Source organism: Carboxylicivirga mesophila (assembly GCF_018271975.1).
GTDB classification, from domain to species: domain Bacteria; phylum Bacteroidota; class Bacteroidia; order Bacteroidales; family Marinilabiliaceae; genus Carboxylicivirga; species Carboxylicivirga mesophila.
On the sequence record NZ_JAGUCN010000021.1, the window covers coordinates 88,818 to 110,528 of the forward strand.

Genomic DNA, 21,711 nt, shown 5'->3' on the forward strand with positions numbered 1-21,711 from the left:
TCAATAAAGGTTTTTAACAACGGGGTCTTCGGTAGTTTGTCCCCATTGAGTCAATAAAGAAACTAATTTCTTTTTAATTGTCTGCGTATCGCCATGGTCAATCAGGTCGTTCATTTCACCCGGATCATCTGACAGGTTGAAGAGCTGTTCACGCTTCTGGCCTTCAGAGTAAATAATGTACTTCCAGTTGTTGTGGATGATACAGCGTCCAGAGATACCATAGTCTTCCTTGCCATTGGCAAAGGTGGTTTCCAGCACAATCACTTTATTTTCATCCCTTGCCTGCGGATGAAGGGCATAGGGCTTCTGACTTTGTCCGGCCATACTGGCGGGTTGCTCAATGGTTGCATAGTCGCACATGGTCGGAATCAAATCCAGACCAATATTGATGAGTTGTGAAGAATTTACACCAGACTGTTTCACTCTGAAATCAGCGATGATAAAAGGTACGTTGACAGATTCCTCGTAAAGTACCTGCTTCTGATTCCACTGGTGGCTGCCCGCTCCATCACCGTGATCACTCAAAAAGAAGATGACCGTATTATCCAGTTTGCCAAGTTTATCCAGGGTATGAATCACATGACCTACATAGGTATCCACCCGTTCAACCAGGCGGTAGTAGGCCCAGCGGTACTGGCGCCAGTCGTCTTTATCCCAGTCGTTGGTGGGGTAGGTTCTCCATGAAAGACTTCGTACGTGTTTCAGAATATCGGGCTGACCGGGTGGTATCGCATAGTTAGCCGGTACATCCGGGCATTCAGCCGGAGCAGGTGCTTCAGCAATTGGCTCCATACGCAAGCTCTGTCGGCGGGCCCATTCGCATATATCGTGCGGATTAACAAGGGATGCCACCATCAGGAATGGTTTATCTTCGCTTTGTTGCTTAATAAAGTCGTAGCAGTCGGCCGGGATGGAGGCATCCTGCCAGTCGCGCTCTTTTGTATTGGTGATGAGGTCAAAACCATGCAGCTCCTTTTCTTTAACAGGCACAGGCAGATGCCATTTGCCAATGTAGCCTGTGCTATAGCCCTGCTCTTTGAATACCTTACCCATCAGGTCAACTTCCATATTGGCCCAGTAGTTATTGGTTTCGGGGAGGTTGATGGAAGCATCTATCTGATGTGGGTACTGACCGGTAAGCATTGATGAGCGACTGGGACCACACAAGGGTTGCGGACAATAGGCACGCGTAAAGCGTGTGCCATTAGATGCCAGCAGATCCATAGCCGGAGTAGATAAGTCAGTATTACCGGCGCAGCTCATGGCATTAGCTGTTTGCTGGTCCGTCATAATTACCACAATATTGGGTTGGGGCGATTGGGCTGATACCAGACTGGCTGCTGTAAACATTACAGCAGCCAAAAATATGGTTTTTAGCATGTCCCTGTAATTATTCACCATCATAATTAATCCAGTCGTTTAGTATCTTTTCGTTGTACCAGGGGTCATCACTGTGTTTCAGCCAGTAGGCCATTTCTTTTAACAGCGCCTGTATCTCCGGAGTACTTTTATCTACCGGCAGGTTGTTCAGCTGGTAAGGATCGGCATTATCATCATAAAAACGTGTAGCTTTCAGCTGATGTTCCTTATCAATCACCAGTTCCAGTGTATGTTGGTGTGTTTTAATGCCTCTGGCAACGGGGAAATAGCTTTGAACAAGGCCATCCTCATCTTTTTTTCCATTAACATTTCTGATGTAGAGTGCCGATTGAGGTCTGTGTGCATTATCCACTAAAGTGAGCGCATCGGCATAGTTATGGCCTTGCATCTCAGCCGGAATCTTTTCTCCAAAACCCATCAGTCCCAGCAGCGTTGGGGTAATATCGGGCGTTCCCATAAGCAGATTATCGGTACGGGCATGAGACATGTCAGGCCAGCGAATCATAAAAGGCACATCAAAGGCCTCGGTAAATATATTGTTTTTGGGATCGTTAGTATTCTGGCTACACATGGTTTCGCCATGGTCCGAGGTAAATATCACAATGGTATTTTCATATTCACCCATCTGTTTCAGTTGCTCAATAATGCGACCAAATTCGCGGTCAACACCTGTTACATTGGCAAAATAGAAAGGGGCCGATTGGGCCTTTTTCATGGTCGGGTTGGCATTGTGCCTGTGCAGGAGCTTGCTCAATGGCTCACTATCGTATTGCCTGTAGTCCTCTTCCAGGCAGTCGTCCAGTGAATTGTACGGATTATGAGGCGGATTCATAGATACAAATATGGCAAATGGCTTTTCTGTATCGCGTTGTCCTTTCTCATTTTTCAGGTAGGAAATAACCTCATTGGCTTCGTGCTGTGGCGACCATTCTTTGGGGTCAAATCGATTGCCCTTGTTGTCGTAGTAATGCGGTTCTTTGTGCACGTCCCAGGTGCCATAGGAGTACCAGTAATCAAACCCATGGCGCTTTTCTTTGGGCGTATAGGTGTCCCAGGCAGGTGTGCGCGGATCCACATAGTTACCCGGATTAGCCGGGTCATTGGGTGTTGGAAAATCGAGGTGCCATTTGCCAAAATAGGCCAGGTTATAGCCTTCGGTACTCAACACATCGCTGATGCACACGGCATCATCGCGTAATGAGCTGATGGGGCGGTCGGCGTTACAGTTGAGCGGTACGCCCGATGAACCGGGGTATAAGCCGGTAAATAGGCTGCCACGGTGAGGGCTGCAAAGCGGACAGTTGCTCACAGCATTGGTCAGAACAACCGCCTCTTTGGCAAAACTGTCGAGTTGAGGTGTCTTTACCGGGTCAGCTTTGGTGCGTATGGCGCCTTTGAACTCAGGTGTGTCCCAAAAGTTCATGGCTTGCTTTCTGAACTGGTCAGGAAAAACATAGACCAGGTTGGGCTTTTTAGACTCTTTCTTAACCGGACTGCTACATGCAGCAAGTGCCATTATAAGCATAATGGCACTGTTTATATATCTGAATTTAATCATATTATAGCTGTTAATTGACCTGGGCCAGTTGGCCTGTTTCATTCTTATTTACATCTTTTAGGCGTAACAAGGCTTCCACATAATAGTAATCGGCATAGTTTAATGGTACATCAATCTCATTATTGTGAGGAATACTGCCTACACTATGCTTTAATATAAAGTTATGGTTGGTGCCCAGTTTGGCCTGGTAATTATCTGACGAAAGGCTGCTGATAATGGCCTTGGCTTCGCTCAGGTAATCGTTCTGCGAATATTCATTGAGCTCGATTAATGCCGATGCTGTAATGGCTGCGGCAGAGGCATCACGTGGCTCATTCGGGATTTTTGGCGCATCATAATCCCAGTAGGGAATACGGTCGGCCGGCATATCCTGATGGTTCATAATATAATCAGCAATCTTTTCAGCCTGCTTCAGATAGCGCTCATCTTTAGTATAACGGTAACAGATTGTATAACCATAAACACCCCAGGCTTGTCCTCTGGCCCATTCCGACTCATGTGCATAGCCCTGTGCTGTGTGTTTGTTTCTTACCTCACCGCTGATGCTGTCATAGTCAATCACGTGGTACGAGCTCATATCCTCTCTGAAATGATGTTGCATGGTGGTGTTGGCATGTGCTATGGCCACCTCTTCGTATTTCTTATCGCCGGTAATTTGTGTTAATTCAAACAGCATCTCCAGATTCATCATGTTATCGATAATAACAGGAAACTGCCAGCCCCGCTTTGATTGCCATCCCTTATCTACATCCCACGAACGAATACAGCCTACATTGGGATTAAAACGTGTGATTAAGGTATTACCGGCTTCAATCAATACCTGTTTGTAGTGCTCATTGGACGTAAGGCGGTAACCGTTACCATAGGAGCAGTTAAATACAAAGCCCAGGTCGTGGTAATAAGGAAGCAGACGATGGTCCTCAAACAAACTCTGGAATTTATCAGCTGCTTGCTCCCATTTCTTATTATTGGTATACTCATATAAATACCAGCAAGTGCCCGGGAAAAATCCTTCTGTCCAGTCAAATCCTTCAAGTGTCCAATGCATTTCTCCTTCAGCAGTGAGCGTGCGTGGTATTTTGTTAGCTTGCTCGGCGTCCTCCAAAAGCAAATTTATTTGCTTGGTGGCGAAGTTCAGATTCTCTTCACATAAGGGCTCGGATGTTTGTGTTTGCTGACAGCCACCAATGGTCAGTGCAAAAACTGCGAGTCCTAGATTTTTGATTAACGATGTTGTCATATCTCTTTTCAATAAGTTCAAATTAGCTTTTTTATTGTTGTTTTCCCTAACTGGTCTAACACAAAAATAACTAACCCTTTGGTGTAAAAAAGGCCTAACTATCTGGCCTTTAAACACTAAAATTGTACAGAAAAAGCAAAAACAATTGACTGTCAGTAGCAAAGAGTTGAGTAATAAATGTTGGGGCGTACGATATTGTACGTAATGCGAACTATTTTGGATGAATATTTTTGTGAGTGAAGTTCCTTTGTAAATGTATTAGATTTGCCTTGTTATAGATAGGTTTTTGCTGTGTTTCATTTTAATTAATTGAGGGGATTATGAGGATGAAGAAAACGATAGTGATGGCATTTATGTGGCTGCTGGCAATAGCATCCAATGGTCAAAAAGTAACCTTTGACTACCTGGGGCTGAAGGATGGACTATCGCAGGTAACGGTTACTACCATGCTGCAGGATAGCATAGGGCGGATATGGATTGGTACACGCGATGGCTTGAATGTGTATGATGGGGCACAAATAAAAACATTCAGGCCGGTGAGGGGTAATACCAACTCATTGCTGGGGCATAATGTCAGGGATTTGAAGCGGGACGGCAATTATATATGGGCAAGCACCTACGCTGGTGTGTCCCGCCTCGATATTACTAGTCTTGAATTTCAGCAGTTTCCATTCGATGGTATATTATCCATATTGCCTTTTAAGGGTAATTTACTCGTTGGTACCAACCGAGGTTTGTTTGAACTGGATCGGAAACTGAATGCCTTTAAGCTCAAGTCGGATATATTCAATGAGAATACCCCCATAAATGAGCTGTACCTTGATAACGCCGGTATGGTATGGATCTGCAGTAATAAAGGGCTTTATAAATATAACCCGAAGAAAAATGTGACGGCTCATATCCTTGATAATACCATAAACACCGTATTTACCGATTCACGCAAGCACATATGGGTAGGTACAAACGGGCAGGGCGTGTACCTGCTTAATCAGCATCACCAGGTCATTAAACATTTTAAGCATCATGACGAGGATAGCTCGCTTGTCAATGATATTATCAGGGATATTAATGAGGATTCTAAAGGTAATGTGTGGGTAGGTACCTTTCTGGGCCTCAGTATTATTGATAGCCGAAATCACACAATTACTAATTATAAACAAACCGATGAGGGCAGTAAAACCTTATCGCACAATAGTGTGTACAGTGTGATGCGCGACCATCAGGGGACCATGTGGGTAGGCACCTATTTTGGGGCTATCAGTTATTATAACCCTGATTTTCAGATATACCAGGAATATGCCGTCAGAGCCGATCATCCCGAAGGAATTGGCTACCGTGTGGTGGGTAAGATGATTGAAGACGAACAGAATAACTTATGGATTGCTACTGAAGGAGGCGGGCTGGATTATTTTAACCGTAAAAGCAAGACCTTCAAACATTATAACTACCGTGAAGGAAAGGCCGGTTTATCGCATAACAATGTGAAGTCATTATTAAAGGTAGACAAAAACACCTTATTTATCGGAACCCACATGGGGGGATTTAATATCCTTGATTTAGAAAGTGGCAAGTTCAAGAACTTCCTCCATAATCCGGAAGATACAACATCACTGCCATCAGGGGTTATCACCGATATCATTCCGTTTCATGGCGACTATTTACTGGGTACTCACGAAGGGGTTGTCCGATTTAGTCCTGTTAATCAGCAGTTTTCGCATTTTTTTGATGATGCCGAAACACGAGCTTATATTGGTAAGGTTATCTATTGCCTGTTCGAAGATAGCTTCGGTAAATTATGGATAGGAACTGAAAAGAATGGTCTTTGTGCTTATGACATTCAAAGTGCCAAGCTTAACAGGTATCAATATAAAGCAAATGATATACATGCGATTAGCAGTAATACCATTTATACTATTTTTGAAGATCACCAGTTCCGCCTTTGGATAGGGACCTTTGGTGGCGGACTTAATCAGTATATCCGCGAAAAGGACCACTTTGTCAATTATTCACGTGCCACTCATCAGTTACCCAGCGATTTTGTGTATGGTATTCAGGAGTCACGCTATGGGAATCTTTGGATAGCCACAGGAAAAGGATTGAGCCGTTTTGATATTGAGAATAACCGCTTCTATAACTATGACCGGCACAATGGTTTCCCGCTGGAGGAACTCAATGAGGGTTCTCTTTATGTCACCAGCGATGGCGAAGTGTTTGTTGGCGGCATCAATGGTTTAATTTCCTTTAAAGAAGAGGATATCCTGAAGAAATCGACCAACTACAACCTGCTGATGTCGGCCTTGTGGGTGAATAATAAAAAAGTAGTGCCGGGCGATAATACGGGCATCCTGGAAGATGATTTACCATTTACCGATCATATTGTATTAGAACCCGATCAAAATATTTTTACCCTGCACTATTCGGCCTGTAATTATATATCCACCAATCAAAGCCGCTACCAGTACCAGTTAGAGGGATTTAATGAGGATTGGGTGGATGCCGGTGAGCAAACATCTGTGACTTACACCAACCTGGATGCCGGCACCTACACGCTTAAGATACGCGGACTAAGCGGTATTGAAAACAGTGTGGTTGATGAAAAGCTGTTGCACATTACTGTCAATCCACCTGTTTATCAAACATGGTATGCTTATATCTTTTATTTCCTGGTGTTGCTGGCTATCATATGGTGGCTCAACCAGATATACCTGTCGAAGGTGCGATTGGTGGATAACCTGAAGGCTGAACAGCGCGAGAAAGAACAGATTAAAGAGCTTAATCAGTCGAAGCTCAGGTTCTTTACCAATATTTCACATGAATTTCGTACACCTCTGACACTTATTACCGGAACGCTTGAGTCTATATTAGAGGATACCAAAACATCGGCACGTAACTACCGGAAGTTGCTGACCATTAATAATAACGCCATCCGATTGAATAACCTGATTACTGAATTGCTTGACTTCAGAAAGCTGGAGCAAGGCTTTTTGACACTGAAGGTTGCTGAGTTTAGACTGGGTGAATTTGTTGATGAAATTTACCAGTCGTTTGTTGAATATGCCCATTATCATCAGGTTGATTACAGCTTTAAGACACCACCCGAGTCGCTGGCTCTTTGGTTTGATAAGTCACAGATGGAAAAGGTATTTTATAATTTGATATCCAATGCATTTAAGGTGGTGGATGAGCAAATTGGCAAGGTGGTGATTGAGGTAATTGAGCAGCCCGGATATGTGGATATAACCATCTCGGATAATGGGCCGGGTATGCCACCCGATAAAGTGTCAAAAATCTTCGATCGGTTTTACCAGATCGATCGCGTGACCGGAAAAACAAGTGGTCAGGGTAGTGGAATTGGTCTGGCCTTATGCAAAGGGATTATTGCCGAACATGATGGGAAGATACTGGTCAACAGTCAGGAAGGGGAAGGTACTTCATTTACTGTGAGGCTTCAGAAAGGGAATAAGCACTACAGCGAAGAGCAATTAACACCTGCTGAAGAGATACTGCAGACCATTGAACCACCGGTGATAATGCCGCATGAGATTGAAGAAGTGGGCGAAACAGTCGAATTGCCTGAGAATGCGCCGACTATCTTGTTGGTGGAAGATAATGCCGAGGCGCGTCACCTTTTGGTCGATATCTTCAGAACGAGTTATAAGCTTATTGAGGCTGAAGATGGCAGCGAGGGACTGAAGGCGGCATTGGAGCATCAGCCTGACCTGATTATATCGGATGTGATGATGCCAAATATGTCGGGTACACAAATGTGTGCCAAAATAAAGCGTAACGTACAAACCAGCCATATTCCGGTGGTGTTGCTGACGGCACGCACAGCCCTGGAATACAAAATAGAAGGCATTGAAACAGGTGCCGATGATTACCTGACTAAGCCCTATAATATTCGTTTACTGCGTACACGGGTGAAGAATTTACTGCAGAACAGGGCCATTATGCAGCAGAAATTCAAGCAGGACCCCCAGGCAGAAATTAAAGAAGTGGCTACCAACACCCTTGACAGGAAGATGATGGAGCAGGCGCGTGATATTATTGAGAAACACATGGACAATACCGAGTTTGATGTAAACGACTTTGCCCGTGAGATGGGCTTGGGTCGAACACGTTTATATGCCAAAATTAAAGGTGTAACAGGTCAAACACCCAATGATTTTATCTTGTCGACCCGATTGAAGAAGTCGGCGGAATTGTTAATGGGCAACCCTGAAATGAATGTGTCTGAAATAGCCTATGCCGTTGGTTTTAGCACACCCCGGTATTTCAGTCGTTGTTTCCGCGAGCATTTTGGGGTGTCACCTTCAAAATATGGCATTAAACAAGGCGATAGTGAAGAATCAGAAAGTGATAAATTAAATAATGAAGAAGAATAATGTAATGCGTTTTAGCATCGTATGCTGTTTATTGGGTGTACTGTTGTGGCAATGTAACAGCCGCAGTGATAATGAACTTTATGGCGATGAAGTGTTGTTCGACCCTGCACAGTGGGTGGTAGAGCAGCAGCCGGGTGGAGAGGTGCTTTTTACAGAACAGGGCATCGAAATATTGGATTCATCGGGTTGTACAGTTTGGTTTAAACACAAATTGGAAGGCCCACTGATGATTGAATACCAGGTAACAATGATTGATGAACAAGGGCCCTATGATCGAGTGTCAGACATGAACGTATTTTGGATGGCAACAGACCCGATTGACTCATACAACCTGTTTCATGCCGAAAGCCAACGCTTTGGCCAATTCCGTCAGTACGACCGGCTCAACCTTTACTACGTGGGCTGCGGTGGTCATAATAATACACGGACACGCTTTCGTCGCTATAATGGAACTGATAATCGGCCATTGGAGGAAGCACATGATCTCTCATCATCTGAGGTATTGCTCACACCTAATCATAAGTACACCGTGCAGTTAATAGCGAACAAAGGACATGTTCAATACATCCGAGATGGAAAGGTGATATTTGATGTTAAGGATTCTGAGCCGTATACGTCGGGTTGGTTTGGACTGCGTACCTATAAATCACATCAGCTGTTGAGTGGATTGAAAATTAAAACACTACATTAAGATTAGTAGCTTTTGCATCTGTCGTTTCTGAAAGATTTTAGCTGTGAAACGGACGATTTTTCACATGGTTTGATTCACGGTAAGCTATTTTGCAGCAGAAATTGAATCCAAAGATTTATGTATAACAAGACATTATTATTAGCAGTTCTGGCCATATTGTTTTCAGGTGCGCTCAATGCACAGGACAGTCAGTTATGGGAGAACTTTAAGAGCTGTTCTCAACATGGTAAGACAGCCGAGTTGCCGGATTTCTCCTATGCCGGATATCACCATGGCGAAAAGGCAATACCCACTGTTGAGCACAAAGTATTTGATGTAACACATTTTGGGGCTGTACCCAATGATGGAAAGTCTGATAAAAAAGCTATTCAGATGGCCATTGATGCGGCTGTAAAGAACAAGTCGGGCATTGTTTTCTTTCCCAAAGGTCGATTTCTGATAAACGAAGATACGGATGATACTACACCAATCGTTGTCAAAGGGAATAACATCGTATTTCGGGGCAGTGGCTCAGGGGAGGATGGTACCGAATTGTTTATGAAGAATCATTTGCCGGCTAAAGACCCGAAGAAGCTATGGACAACGCCCTATATGATTCAGTTTGTAGGTGGAGGTAGCGAAGATTTGCTGACCGATTTAGCGGCCGATGCTGTGCGTGGTACTCACACTATAAAAGTGCGTAATACAACAGGTATAAAGGCAGGTGACTGGATTGTTCTGAGAGTGAAGAACAATGCAGCAGATTTGATTGAGAAAGAAATGTGTGGCTGTCATGCTGATGAAAAGTGGACATCAATACTCAACAAAGGTGTGTATGTAAATGCCTATCATCAGGTACTTGATGTGAAAGGTAAAGAAGTTACTCTGAAAGAACCCTTGTTGCGGGATATCGATAAGAAGCACAAATGGCAGGTGTATCGCTATGCGCATTTTGAAGAAACAGGGGTTGAGGATATCGCTTTTGTTGGTAACTGGCATGATGAGTTTGTTCATCATAAGGATGATATACACGATGGTGGCTATTCGTTGCTGAAGTTTCAGCGTTTGGCCAACAGCTGGGTGCGTAATTGTCGTTTTACTGACGTAAACAGAGCTGCGAGCTTTACCTTATGTGCTAATGTTTCGGCATTAAACTGTACAGTAACAGGTACGCCGGGTCATAGTTCCATCAGTTCTAATGCGTCTACCAGGGTATTGATTGGTAAAATTTACGACAGCTCATCGCAGTGGCATGCTCCCGGAGTTACGGGGCCTACTTTAGGTACGGTAATTTGGCGCGTGAAATATAATGAAGACACCAGCTTTGAAACACATGCTTCGCAACCACGTGCTACCTTGTTTGATTGTGTTGAAGGTGGTTTCTTTATTGGTCGTGGCGGAGGTGCCCGTCAGAATCTGCCTAACCACATGGAGCATTTGGTATTGTGGAATTACAAGGAATTAGGCGAGCCTGAGGTGGATTTTGAATTCTGGTCGTCAACCACCTGGTTCTGGAAAATCATTCCTCCTTATGTGGTGGGTTTCCACGGTGCAGGTACCACATTTAAAGAAGATCAGGTTAAAGTGCTTGAATCCTTGGGTACACCTGTCAATCCGGAGTCTTTATACGAAGCACAACTGGAGCTGCGCTTAGGTGAACTGCCAGATTGGGTTAAAGAAATTAAAAACAACTAAAATCAATATATTATGAAGGGATTAACAACATTTTTACTAGTAATGCAAATGGCAGGAGCAACTGCTATGAGTGCTATGGCCAATAAGCCTGTTAAAGTTAAAGTCAGTCAGGATGCATTTGTACAGGGTGGTAATACGGCCAATGAACCAATGGGGGTGACTGAGTCGGGAGAACTTCGTATCATGAAGTCGGGCGGAACAGATAAGTATTCGCGCACATCCTACCTGCAGTTTAACCTTAAAAAGGTAGAGGATTTTACGAGTGTTGATTTAAACATTTGTGTAAAAGTATACGAGAGCAAAGAAGATGCCTCGGCTGAATTTGAGATGCAGGTATATGCTTGTGATGATAATAAATGGAGTGAGTCATCATTGGCATTTAATAACAAGCCTGAGAAAGGTGATTTACTGGCTACGCAAACAATGGGTGTTAATGAAAAAAATGAATGGGTGAAGATTAGCCTGCCGGCCGATAAGGTGAAGCAATTGCTAAAGAAAAGCAAGAAAGGAAAAATAACGCTGGTACTAAGTAATGATAATTTCAATAAGACCAGTGCAATTGTCATTTCAAAGGAACGCCTATGGAGCAATGGTACTCCAGCCAACCGCGAAGCCTTTCTGCAGTTTAAATAAGCTGAAAAACAATAATATTAACTGGTCGCCAAGGTTATTTGGCGACCTTTTTTATTTTTGTCACTGAATAACCAAACTAATCTGATTGGTGTGAGGTGAACTGAATGAATTTGGCACTTGTTTGTACGTTTCTGTCCATGGACAGGCCTGATGATGAGGTACATTTAGTCCAGATTTATTTAAAGCGTAAATGATGAAAAAAAATCAGATTAAAAGGGTCAGTACCCTCTTTCTAATAGCAACTTTGGTTTTAGGCAGTAGCTTCAGTGCATTCGGTCAGGAGTTCAGGCATGAGCAGCTTTGGTCGTTTGAAAACGTTAGTAAAAAGCAATGGACCTTTGATAAGGGGCATAAGCTATCAACCTCAGATGTGCACTACAAGCATGGTCAGAAATCCTTGAAATGGGATTGGCAAAAAACAGGTGCTATTACCTTAAACCATACCATTGGTTTTGTGCCTTTCAATCCTGAGAGTGAAGATAAATCCATCCCATCTTTTGCCGTTTGGGTATACAACGAAAAACCCATGGATGATGACGCCACTTTTGTGTTTGGCACTGATGAAACCGATAACTGCAGCTTTAAATTCCATCTCAACTTTAAAGGATGGCGTGCAGCATGGGTAGCTTTTGAGCGCGATATGGAAGGAACGCCGGTGAGTACAATGAACCGCTTGCGCATTGAAAGTCCGCAAACAGCTCCTAAGGGACAGCTCTTTTTCGACCACATGTTTTTATGCATCAATATTGATAGCCGCCATCATACGCCCGACAGGCAAGTGCCATTTGTTAATAAAGGCACTGATAGTCACTGGTTAATTCAGGAAGAAGCCAGTCATATGCAGCCCGACCTGCCGGCCCCAGCCGAACTATCAAAGGAGCAGCTGGCCGCCTTCAGGCTGATTGAGCAGCGTTTTGAAGCAGATATTCTGCGTCGCCAGAAAGTGAATACATCCACCGTGGACAACTTATACAAACAAGTGTCACGCTACCAGATTGTTCGTCGTAAGGGGCAAATCAGCGGACTACCAGTCTGGTTCGGCCGTAATGCTGAGTTGTATATCCCTTTGGCCGATCATAGCATTGCTAAGTTATACCGTGAGAATAAGCAGGATATCAGAAGCTATTTTGATTTAATGCTGAAAGTAGCCACTGCGTACGCCAACTGTGAAGAGTCCGGTCTGAAGGAAAACCTGAGAACGATGTACATGGATATGTATGATCACATGCTGGATCAGGGTATCGCCTTTGGCAGTGGTTTGGGTACCATTCACCACTATGGCTACAATTGGCGAAGCTACTACCGGGCATTGTTTATTATGCGCGATGTATTGCGTGAGGAAGGACAGCTACAGGCGGCTATTGATGGTTTGCAGTGGTTTGCCGCCATTGGCGAAACCTTCAATGCTCCAGTCATTAACGGAATGGATATGGATGCTTTCAATACGCAGGTAATAGGACGTTTGGCCAGTATCCTGATTATGGAGGATACACCCGAGAAGGCACAATACCTGGCGTGTTTCGCCCGCTGGATTGATAATGGTTTATTACCGGCTCCGGGCCTGAACGATGCTTTTAAGGTGGATGGCTCAGCCTACCACCATGCTAATCACTATCCGGCTTATGCGACTGGCGGATTGAATGGGGCCGTTCGTATGGTGTATTTTATGAGTGGTACTCCTTTTCAGGTATCGCAATTGGGGCACGAAACCATTAAGAAAGCTTTGTTAACCATGCGCTTCTATTGTAACCACACGCAGTGGCCTGTTTCTATGTCCGGCCGTCATCCTGAAGGACGGGGTGCTTTACACCCTGACCATTTTGCCATTCTGGCTAAGGCCGGATCACCTGATGGTAGCTCGGCCATTGATACAGAGTTGGCTGCTGCCTATTTACGCCTCATCCCTGAGAATAAGAAGAGCTCTTTCAAAGATGAGTTTCTGGCAAAGGGTATTTCAGCCGAGGCAACACCTAACGGACATATCACCATGCCTTATGCATCATCGTCGGTGCACAGGCGTGCCGAATGGACAGCCTCTGTACGTGGACATTCACGCTACTTGTGGGCATCAGAACACTATTTGGGAGCTAACTTGTATGGTCGATACCTGGCACACGGACAACTGCAAATTATGGGAGGTGGTCAGCCAATTGATAACAGAGGCAGTGGTTTTGTGCAGGAAGGCTGGGATTGGAACCGCTTTCCGGGTACCACAGTTATTAATCTGCCCCTGGACGAACTCAGAGCAAATATCTTGAATGTGGATCAGTTTTCAGGCTATGAAGAGATGCTGTTTTCCGATGAGGCTTTTGCCGGTGGTGTGCACGCCAATAATCAGAATGGAGTTTTTGCTTTTATCTTGCATGAACACGATAAATACCAGGGTAGCCTGCGAGCGCGTAAGTCGTGGTTTTTCTTCGATGATCAGATTGTGTGCCTGGGCTCTGGTATTGAAAATATCAATTCGGAACATCCAACTGAAACCATTTTGTTTCAAAACCATATAGGTAAAAAGGATGATGAGGTGCTGATTAACGGGCAACAGGCCGGAACCGGGGAACACGAGTCAAGCTATAAGGCAGATAATATGTGGATGATTGATAATAAGGGAAATGGTTACTACCTCCCATCTGGTGCAGTCTATTTCCGACAGGGAGAGCAGCATTCAAGGGATGAAAGTAGTGAGAAACCAACCAAAGGGGTGTTTGCTACAGCGGTGTTACAACATGGGAAAGCGCCAAAGGCAGCCGGTTACCACTACTGTGTCATTCCTGATGCCAATGTGCAACGCATGCAAACAGTAGCTGGCAAACCTGCTTATGAAGTGCTGCAACACACTGAGGAGTGTCACATGGTCTATAACACGGCCACCAATGAAACCAGTTATGTTTTTTTCGATGCCGCGAAAGATAATCAGAACGGAATTATTACCAATACCAGCCTGCCATGCATTGCTTTAACCAAAGAGTCGGACAAGGAACTGGAATTAAATATTACCAATCCTGATTTAGCCTTGTACGAAGGACCGGCCGATGAAATTTATAAAGATGGCAAGCGCGTTGAGCGAAGCATTTATTCGCGACCATGGCGTCCGGCTGAAAGCAAAACGACCTACCTGGAAGTGGAACTGAAAGGAAAATGGGCATGCAATAATAAAGTTGAATCAATAATCATTACTGAAGAAGGAAATACCATCGTTAGATTCGCCTGTAAGGACGGACTGACACAACAGTATTCTTTTCAAGTGATTGATTAATAAGTGAATCCGGCTAAGTCCATAATTGATTAGTAGAGTTAAAATACGAACGATTTAAACCCTATTGCGGAAGATTTTACACATATAATGGCTGTATTGCAGATACATTTGCAACGTTAAGAAGTGTAAAATTTTCTAAAAATTCGAGTATATGAAAAAATTCCGGCTACATCTCATTCTGTTAATTCTTGCTTTTGCAGGGGCATGTGCAGATGAGACGTTTTTATCAGATAACAAAAAGGTGGCACCACCGGCTGACTTAAGTTATGCCGAAACTGGTGAAGCCAGAGAAGGGAAAGCCATTGAAAGTGGACGCCCTTCAGTTAATACCTTTGGCGCCGAGCCTACTTTTACGATCGGCTCAGGTAAAATCGATGGCGCAGCTCTTTCTGAAGAATTGTTACAACAGTTTAATATTGTTGACACAACAGGTTTAGTGTTTGTCAACAACGGCAATATACTTACTCCGGCTACTTACCTTTTGGATGTTAAAGTAGAAACCATGGGTGGTATGACTACTTTCACAAATGGCTATAGTGTAAAAGTACTTCCGGCTTTAATTGAAGGACTGGCTTACCAGCCAAGCACCGTACAGTTTGAGCGAGGAAAAGATAATGCGACTAAAGAACCGGGTTTCGCTGGTAATGCAGAAGATGTGTCATTTGCCTTTGGTGAATTCGAAGGTTCAGAGTTCTTTGCCATTGATGCTTCTACAGGTATTATTAGCATGTCGGCCAAACAAGAGCCTGAAGTTGGTTTATTCAAATTGCATGTGGCGGGTAATAACCTGGCAGATTCGGTAATCATGTTCAATAATGCGTTAACAGTTAACGTGGTATCAAAACCATACCGATTGGTGTATGATCCCGAGGTGCAAACCAACGTGCAGGAACTGGCGTCACGCACATCGCAGGAGCCGGTGGTTACCGCTTCTAATCCGGGAAGTGTTAAATACAGGTTGGCTGATGGTACTTCTGAGTTTTTCGCTATTGATGAAAATACTGGTGCAGTAACCTTAAAGGCGATGCATACTTTTACAGCTGGTACTACCCAATATGTGGATGTGATTGCCGGTAATGATTTGGGCGAAACATTATTTGTAAAGGCGCTTGGATTCGAGATAGTGCCTCAGGATCCTGTTCCGCCTAACAACTTTATGTATGCCGACGGTAACGAAGGAACCGTGATGGCTTCATTGGCTTTTAGCAGTGCGATACCATCAGCAGAAGGTGCCTATCCAATTGCATTCGCCATTACATCAGGTAATGAGTCAGGTGAGTTTACCATTGACCCTTCCACCGGTCAGATTTCTCTGGCTAAGGGTAATACTCTCCCTGTTGGCGATTATCCGCTGGTGGTTGAGGCAACAAATGCTTATGGTTCAGCTAATGTTACTTACACAGTGCATGTTACTACATTGATTAAGAGCGTTATTTTCGATGGTGGATTTAACGTTGGCGGCGCGGTAAAAGATGGGGCAACAGGTAACATGGTATCAGTCGATTTGGATGGCAATGGAACGGGCACTGATGGTGGTCTTAAAAAGGCATGGTATGGTAAATACAATACTTTCTGGACCAGGGAAGGTGTGAAGCGTAGCGGCGCCCAAATGTTTGGACAGAAATCGGAAAATAACGACTGGCTGTTGGCTGAAAACATTAATCTATTGGCCTTTGAGTCGGTGGAACTATTCCTTGAATACTATATGCTATACGGTGGTGGACAGGACGATGTCAATGTTATTACCGTTAAAGTATCGGAAGATTATGCAGGTGATGTGACGAGTGCCACCTGGGTAGAAGTGGCCAGACTCAATGACCTTTTTGATAGCAAAGATAACATCCTGGCTAGTGGACGTGATGTAACTGCTGAATATGTGGATCAAGATATAATTGACCTAAGCACGTATAGTGGTAAGACCGTTACCATCGCTATTCACTCTTTGCATTCACTGGCTCTAAATCCTGCTAAAACAACTGATAATTTAAGCCGCGCAACCTTTATTCCTTATTTCACTGTTCGCGGATTAGAAAAATAATATAAATCAGGATGCTCATCCGTGAGTATCCTGGTTCAATAAGACACAAATCATGAAAAAATTAATTTCAATCGTATATTTTCTCCTGGTGGGAATGGGGGCTCTTTTGGCCCAGCATACCATCACCGGTAAAGTGGTTGATGAGCAGGGAGAAGCCATTCCTGGCGTTAATATTTTGCTGAAAGGGAGTTTAAAGGGAACCATTTCTGATATGAATGGTAGCTATACTCTTACTCTGGATGATCAGACCGGAACGCTGGTGTATTCATTTATCGGGTATAAAGACCACGAAGAGGTGATTAATAAGCGCAAGGAAATAGATGTTATCCTGTTTCCTGAAGTGGAGCTGCTGGATGAAGTGGTAGCTGTTGGTTATAATGTGGTGAAGAAGAAGGACCTGACCGGCGCCGTTGCACAGGTTAAGCCATCTGATATTGTGAAGAGTCCTGTTACCAACTACGACCAGGCCTTGGCCGGTCGTGTGGCCGGGGTGCAGGTATCAGCAGCCGACGGTACACCCGGCGAGGGCTTAAACATTGTTATCCGTGGTGGTAACTCTATCACAGGTGATAACTCGCCCTTGTATGTGGTGGATGGTATACCTTTGGAAGACTTTGACCCGGGAAGCATCAGCTCACACGATATTAAGGATTTTGATGTATTGAAAGATGCGTCTGCTACGGCCATCTATGGTTCACGTGGCGCCAATGGTGTTATTATCATTACTACCAAAGAAGGTCGTTCTGACGGTAAAACCCAAATCAGTATGAATACTTCCTTGGGTGTGCAGTGGGTGCCATCGCGTTTAGAAGTATTATCGCCCTATGAGTATGTGAAATACGAAAAGGAAGTTGCCTACAATAAAGGGGATACCTATGTTGAGAGCTTTAATACGCACTGGCAGGATCCTGAACTTTATACCAAGGAAGCACTGGCCGAGCGTGGTGAATCAGCTACCAGCTGGCAGGATGAGATCTTCCGTCAGGCCATGGTGCAGAATTATAACTTCTCGTTAAACGGAGGTAATAAAACATCCACCATTTACCTATCAACTGATTATACCGATCAGGAAGGTACACTGCTTAACACAGGCTTTCAGAAGATGAATAACAACCTGAAGTTTTCGCACCGTATTAACTCTAAAGCGCAAATGGGAGGATACCTTAACTACTCATACATTAAGCGTATTGGTCAGAATGTATCTGGAAATAATCGCCACAGCGTGATTAAAGAGGCGGTAACTTTCCGTCCGGTTAGTCCGATTGTTGACGACGGACGTGATGGCGGTATTGATTACGATGCCGACCCGAATGAATTACGTTTTAACCCGGTGAAATCATTGGAAAACACTGATCGTTATACGCGTCAGGATGTGGTTAGAGGTAATCTTTATCTGAACTATGATATTATTAAAGGCTTACGTCTGCGTGTAACAGGCACCTACCAGGTTGATAACCGTAAGGAATCACTGTTTTACAAAGAGGATACCTTCTCGGGAACACGTGGTATTGACGGTATCAACGGTACCTTAACCGATCGACGCTACCAGACATTATCGACGTCTAATACCTTGACCTGGAAGAAAAAGTTCAAATATATTCATAGTGTTACTGCCCTGGGAGGTTTTGAAGCTCAGCAGAGACAATCGGACTATTTCAGAGCTAAGAACACCAATATGCCGGTGGATATTTTCGGAACAGACAAGTTACACCTTGGTACGCAGCCAACCATACCTGAATCAGGCACCACCATGAACACCATGTCTTCTTTCTTCGGAAGCTTTAACTATGGCTTGAAGGATCGTTACCTGCTAACAGCTAACTTCCGTGCCGATGGTTCGTCCAAGTTCAGAGGCGATAATAAATGGGGCTACTTTCCGTCATTTGCAGCAGCATGGCGATTGATTGAAGAGAATTTTGTGCGCAACCTGAACGTATTTAGTAACCTTAAATTACGTGCCGGATATGGTATTACAGGTAATAACCGCATCAACGATTTTGCTGCATTTTCACAAATGGAGACCAGCACATCCAGCGGTTACGTGTTAGATAATATCTATTATGCAGGTGCCTATCATTCCAACCTGGCTTCATCAGATCTAAAGTGGGAAACTACTAAACAAATGAACGTAGGTATTGATTATGGATTCCTGAATAACCGTATCTCGGGTGTGGTTGACTATTACCGTAAAAATACAACCGACTTGCTATTATATGCCGAAATGGCACCAAGTTCGGGTTATAACCAGGTGTTCCAAAATGTTGGAGAGGTACAAAACGAGGGTCTTGAGTTTTCAATTAGCACGGTTAATATTGATAAGCGAGACTTTAAATGGTCAACATCGTTCAATATCTCTTTTAACAAAAACAGAACCATTGGCCTGAATGATGGACAGGACTTTATGCTCACTAATCCTGATTGGTATTTTAAATATAACGAGTACCAGTACATCACAAAGGTTAATGAGCCGGTAGGTATGTTCTATGGCCTGAAGTTCGATGGCGTTTACCAAATGGATGATTTTGTGTACGATAACTCGCAAAGCAGATATGTGCTAAAACCGGGTCTGCCTGATAATGGTGGTAATGTAGCGCCGGGAAGTATTAAGTATAAGGATTTAAATGGCGATGGTACCATCAACGATAAGGATAGAGCAGTTATTGGTAATCCTCATCCAAAACACTTTGGTGGTTTTACTAACGATTTCCAGGTGAAGAACTTCGATTTACAGGTGTTCTTTCAGTGGAGCTATGGCAATGAAATCTTAAATGCCAACCGTGTAGAATTTGAAAACCCGGGTAACACAACCGGTTACAACTACCTGTCATCGGTAGCTGATCGCTGGACTCCTGAGAATCCATCAAATGAGATGCATGGTATCTGGTTCGATGGCGTATATGGTGCACCGCCAACTGGTAATCATGTGTCAGACCGCATTGTGGAGGATGGTTCGTACCTGCGATTGAAAACCGTTTCATTAGGTTACTCACTAGGTAAAAAAGCACTCAACTTATTAGGCTTAAGCGCTTGTAGAATTTATGTGGCGGGACAAAACCTTTACACATGGACCAACTACAGCGGATTCGACCCTGAGGTATCAGTAGGGAAATTCGGCGCTCTAACACCAGGTCTGGATTATTCAGCCTATCCGATGAGTGCAACCGTAATGGGTGGATTAGAAATTAAGTTTTAATCAGGAAAAGTGAAAATGATGCAATTAGTTAAAAAGATATCAAAAATAGCGGTGGTTGCTGCCATCATGTTCGGTGGAGCAGCCTGCAGTCAATTCCTGGATGTGGAACCGCAAACCAGCTGGGATAGCGATAATTTCTATAAAGATGCCAAAGAAGTGCAATTGGGCCTTGTGGGTATCTACAATTACCTGGGCAAGGACGAGACCTATGGTTCGTATTTGCCATCCAACTATCAGGCTGGTACTGATGAGGCTTTGTATAGCCGTCATTACAACGAAGGCTGGCCCGTATCACTCTATCGTCATACATCAGCCACACGCGATATTGAGCAAACGTGGTATGCACTGTACCGCGGTATTGATGCGGCTAACAAGTTCATAGTAACTGTGCCCAATACGCCAGATTTGGATGAAGCAACACTCAACCGTGTGTTAGGAGAAGCACGTTTCTTAAGAGCGTTATATTATTTTGACTTGGTACGTTGGTGGGGTCCTGTGCCTTTGCGTTTGGAGCCATCTAAAGATATTGATGCCAATAATGTGGCAGCCTCATCCATTGAGCAAGTGTACGAAGTAATTGTTGAAGACTTGACCTTTGCCAGTGAGAACCTGCCACGCGTGCAGGACCCTGAAATGAACAAACAAACCGGCCGTGCTACTAAAATGGCAGCCCATGGGTTATTGGCAAGGGTGTACCTCACTATGGCTGGTTATCCGCTGCAGAATACCGCTATGTATGAGCAGGCAGTGGCACAGTGCGACTCAGTGATTGAAGATGGGTTCCATGGTCTGATGGATAACTACGATGAGGTGTTCCGTAATTATATTGGTAATATCCACGATGTAAAAGAAACCTTGTTTGAAGTGAATTTTAAAAACCTCAGAGATCAGGGCTTGAACGAGCATGGCCGTCATGGTAATGTTAATGGTGTTCAGTTTACATATGGTGGCGAGGGCTATCCATACTCCTATGCGTTTATGCAGTTGAGTATTAAGGTGAAAAACATTTATGCTACAGGCGATACCCGATACGACTGGAACTGTGCTTCATACACCTACGATAAGAAAAAGCATGAGATCAAGCGCATCACCAATGAATTGAAGTGGTGGCCTGGTAAGTTTCGCCGTTGGGAGCCTACCAACTGGGACGATGTGGATACACCGGGTGAAAACGAGTCGTATGAGATACTTGAACCAATTGCTTCACCCGATAAGAATTTTACTGGTATTAATTTCCCATTATTAAGATATGCTGATGTATTGTTAATGCGCGCTGAAGCTGAAAACGAACTGAATGGGCCGGCTAATGCCTATGCTTACCTTAATGCTGTACGACACCGTGCCGGTTTAGGCGATATTGATCAGAGCCGCGTATCGGATGAGGTTTCTTTCCGCAAAGAAATACAGGATGAGCGCTTGCGCGAACTGTGCTTCGAAGGTGTGCGTCGTCAGGATCTGATTCGTTGGGGTATCTTAGGTCAGACCTTAGAAGAGCTAAATATGCAAACGGAAGCATCAGACGACTATAACCCATCAAATACAGGCTATACACATTTGTTAAGAGCCGGGGACAACTTCGATGAATCTAAGCACCTGGTATTACCATACCCTTTGCAGGAAATAACCATCAACAAGTTACTTGACCAGCATCCCAATTGGTAAT

General features: G+C 44.1%; 11 protein-coding genes. 8 read left to right on the top strand and 3 right to left on the bottom strand.

The features are described from left to right. From KEM09_RS16830 to KEM09_RS16840, 3 genes are read right to left on the bottom strand one after another with little or no spacing between them, the layout of a single operon-like run. The gene (locus tag KEM09_RS16830) at positions 1-1,380 is read right to left on the bottom strand and encodes a sulfatase family protein (RefSeq protein ID WP_212230039.1); all 1,380 of its coding nucleotides are present in this window, start codon (positions 1,378-1,380) and stop codon (positions 1-3) included. A 10-nt stretch (positions 1,381-1,390) separates the two neighbouring features. Beyond that, the gene (locus KEM09_RS16835) at positions 1,391-2,938 is read right to left on the bottom strand and encodes a sulfatase family protein (RefSeq protein ID WP_212230041.1); all 1,548 of its coding nucleotides are present in this window, start codon (positions 2,936-2,938) and stop codon (positions 1,391-1,393) included. Between the two features lie 10 nt (positions 2,939-2,948). After that, the gene (locus tag KEM09_RS16840; RefSeq protein WP_212230043.1) at positions 2,949-4,178 is read right to left on the bottom strand and encodes a glycoside hydrolase family 88 protein; all 1,230 of its coding nucleotides are present in this window, start codon (positions 4,176-4,178) and stop codon (positions 2,949-2,951) included. Between the two features lie 326 nt (positions 4,179-4,504). Here KEM09_RS16840 and KEM09_RS16845 point away from each other — a divergent pair, with 326 nt between their 5' ends. The 8 genes from KEM09_RS16845 to KEM09_RS16880 all read left to right on the top strand — a co-directional run bounded on the left by KEM09_RS16845 (position 4,505) and on the right by KEM09_RS16880 (position 21,710). Beyond that, entirely contained in the window at positions 4,505-8,563 is a 4,059-nt protein-coding gene (locus tag KEM09_RS16845; protein ID WP_212230045.1) for a hybrid sensor histidine kinase/response regulator transcription factor, read from the top strand. Next, positions 8,550-9,254 (top strand): DUF6250 domain-containing protein, encoded by a 705-nt coding sequence (locus KEM09_RS16850; RefSeq protein WP_212230047.1) that lies wholly within the window; start codon positions 8,550-8,552, stop codon positions 9,252-9,254. Before KEM09_RS16845 ends, KEM09_RS16850 begins: the two co-directional genes overlap by 14 nt. Before the next feature lie 117 nt (positions 9,255-9,371). Next, positions 9,372-10,928 (top strand): DUF4955 domain-containing protein, encoded by a 1,557-nt coding sequence (locus KEM09_RS16855; RefSeq protein WP_212230049.1) that lies wholly within the window; start codon positions 9,372-9,374, stop codon positions 10,926-10,928. Between the two features lie 12 nt (positions 10,929-10,940). Further along, positions 10,941-11,561: a CBM96 family carbohydrate-binding protein gene (locus KEM09_RS16860; RefSeq protein ID WP_212230051.1), complete on the top strand. Its 621-nt coding sequence runs from the start codon at positions 10,941-10,943 to the stop codon at positions 11,559-11,561. 190 nt (positions 11,562-11,751) lie between these two features. Next, positions 11,752-14,817, top strand: a complete 3,066-nt coding sequence (locus KEM09_RS16865; protein WP_212230053.1) for a chondroitinase family polysaccharide lyase — start codon at positions 11,752-11,754, stop codon at positions 14,815-14,817. Positions 14,818-14,968: 151 nt separating this feature from the next. Further along, the gene (locus KEM09_RS16870; RefSeq protein WP_212230055.1) at positions 14,969-16,855 is read left to right on the top strand and encodes a surface glycan-binding family protein; all 1,887 of its coding nucleotides are present in this window, start codon (positions 14,969-14,971) and stop codon (positions 16,853-16,855) included. Positions 16,856-16,907: 52 nt separating this feature from the next. Further along, positions 16,908-20,048: a SusC/RagA family TonB-linked outer membrane protein gene (locus KEM09_RS16875; RefSeq protein ID WP_212230057.1), complete on the top strand. Its 3,141-nt coding sequence runs from the start codon at positions 16,908-16,910 to the stop codon at positions 20,046-20,048. A 15-nt stretch (positions 20,049-20,063) separates the two neighbouring features. Then, positions 20,064-21,710 (top strand): RagB/SusD family nutrient uptake outer membrane protein, encoded by a 1,647-nt coding sequence (locus KEM09_RS16880; RefSeq protein ID WP_212230059.1) that lies wholly within the window; start codon positions 20,064-20,066, stop codon positions 21,708-21,710. The last annotated feature ends 1 nt before the right edge of the window (position 21,711 follow it).

Coding starts and splice junctions, on each gene's coding strand:
- KEM09_RS16830 (WP_212230039.1), bottom strand. CDS start 1,380: ATGCTAAAAACCATATTTTTGGCTGCTGTAATGTTTACAGCAGCCAGT.
- KEM09_RS16835 (WP_212230041.1), bottom strand. CDS start 2,938: ATGATTAAATTCAGATATATAAACAGTGCCATTATGCTTATAATGGCA.
- KEM09_RS16840 (WP_212230043.1), bottom strand. CDS start 4,178: ATGACAACATCGTTAATCAAAAATCTAGGACTCGCAGTTTTTGCACTG.
- KEM09_RS16845 (WP_212230045.1), top strand. CDS start 4,505: ATGAAGAAAACGATAGTGATGGCATTTATGTGGCTGCTGGCAATAGCA.
- KEM09_RS16850 (WP_212230047.1), top strand. CDS start 8,550: ATGAAGAAGAATAATGTAATGCGTTTTAGCATCGTATGCTGTTTATTG.
- KEM09_RS16855 (WP_212230049.1), top strand. CDS start 9,372: ATGTATAACAAGACATTATTATTAGCAGTTCTGGCCATATTGTTTTCA.
- KEM09_RS16860 (WP_212230051.1), top strand. CDS start 10,941: ATGAAGGGATTAACAACATTTTTACTAGTAATGCAAATGGCAGGAGCA.
- KEM09_RS16865 (WP_212230053.1), top strand. CDS start 11,752: ATGATGAAAAAAAATCAGATTAAAAGGGTCAGTACCCTCTTTCTAATA.
- KEM09_RS16870 (WP_212230055.1), top strand. CDS start 14,969: ATGAAAAAATTCCGGCTACATCTCATTCTGTTAATTCTTGCTTTTGCA.
- KEM09_RS16875 (WP_212230057.1), top strand. CDS start 16,908: ATGAAAAAATTAATTTCAATCGTATATTTTCTCCTGGTGGGAATGGGG.
- KEM09_RS16880 (WP_212230059.1), top strand. CDS start 20,064: ATGATGCAATTAGTTAAAAAGATATCAAAAATAGCGGTGGTTGCTGCC.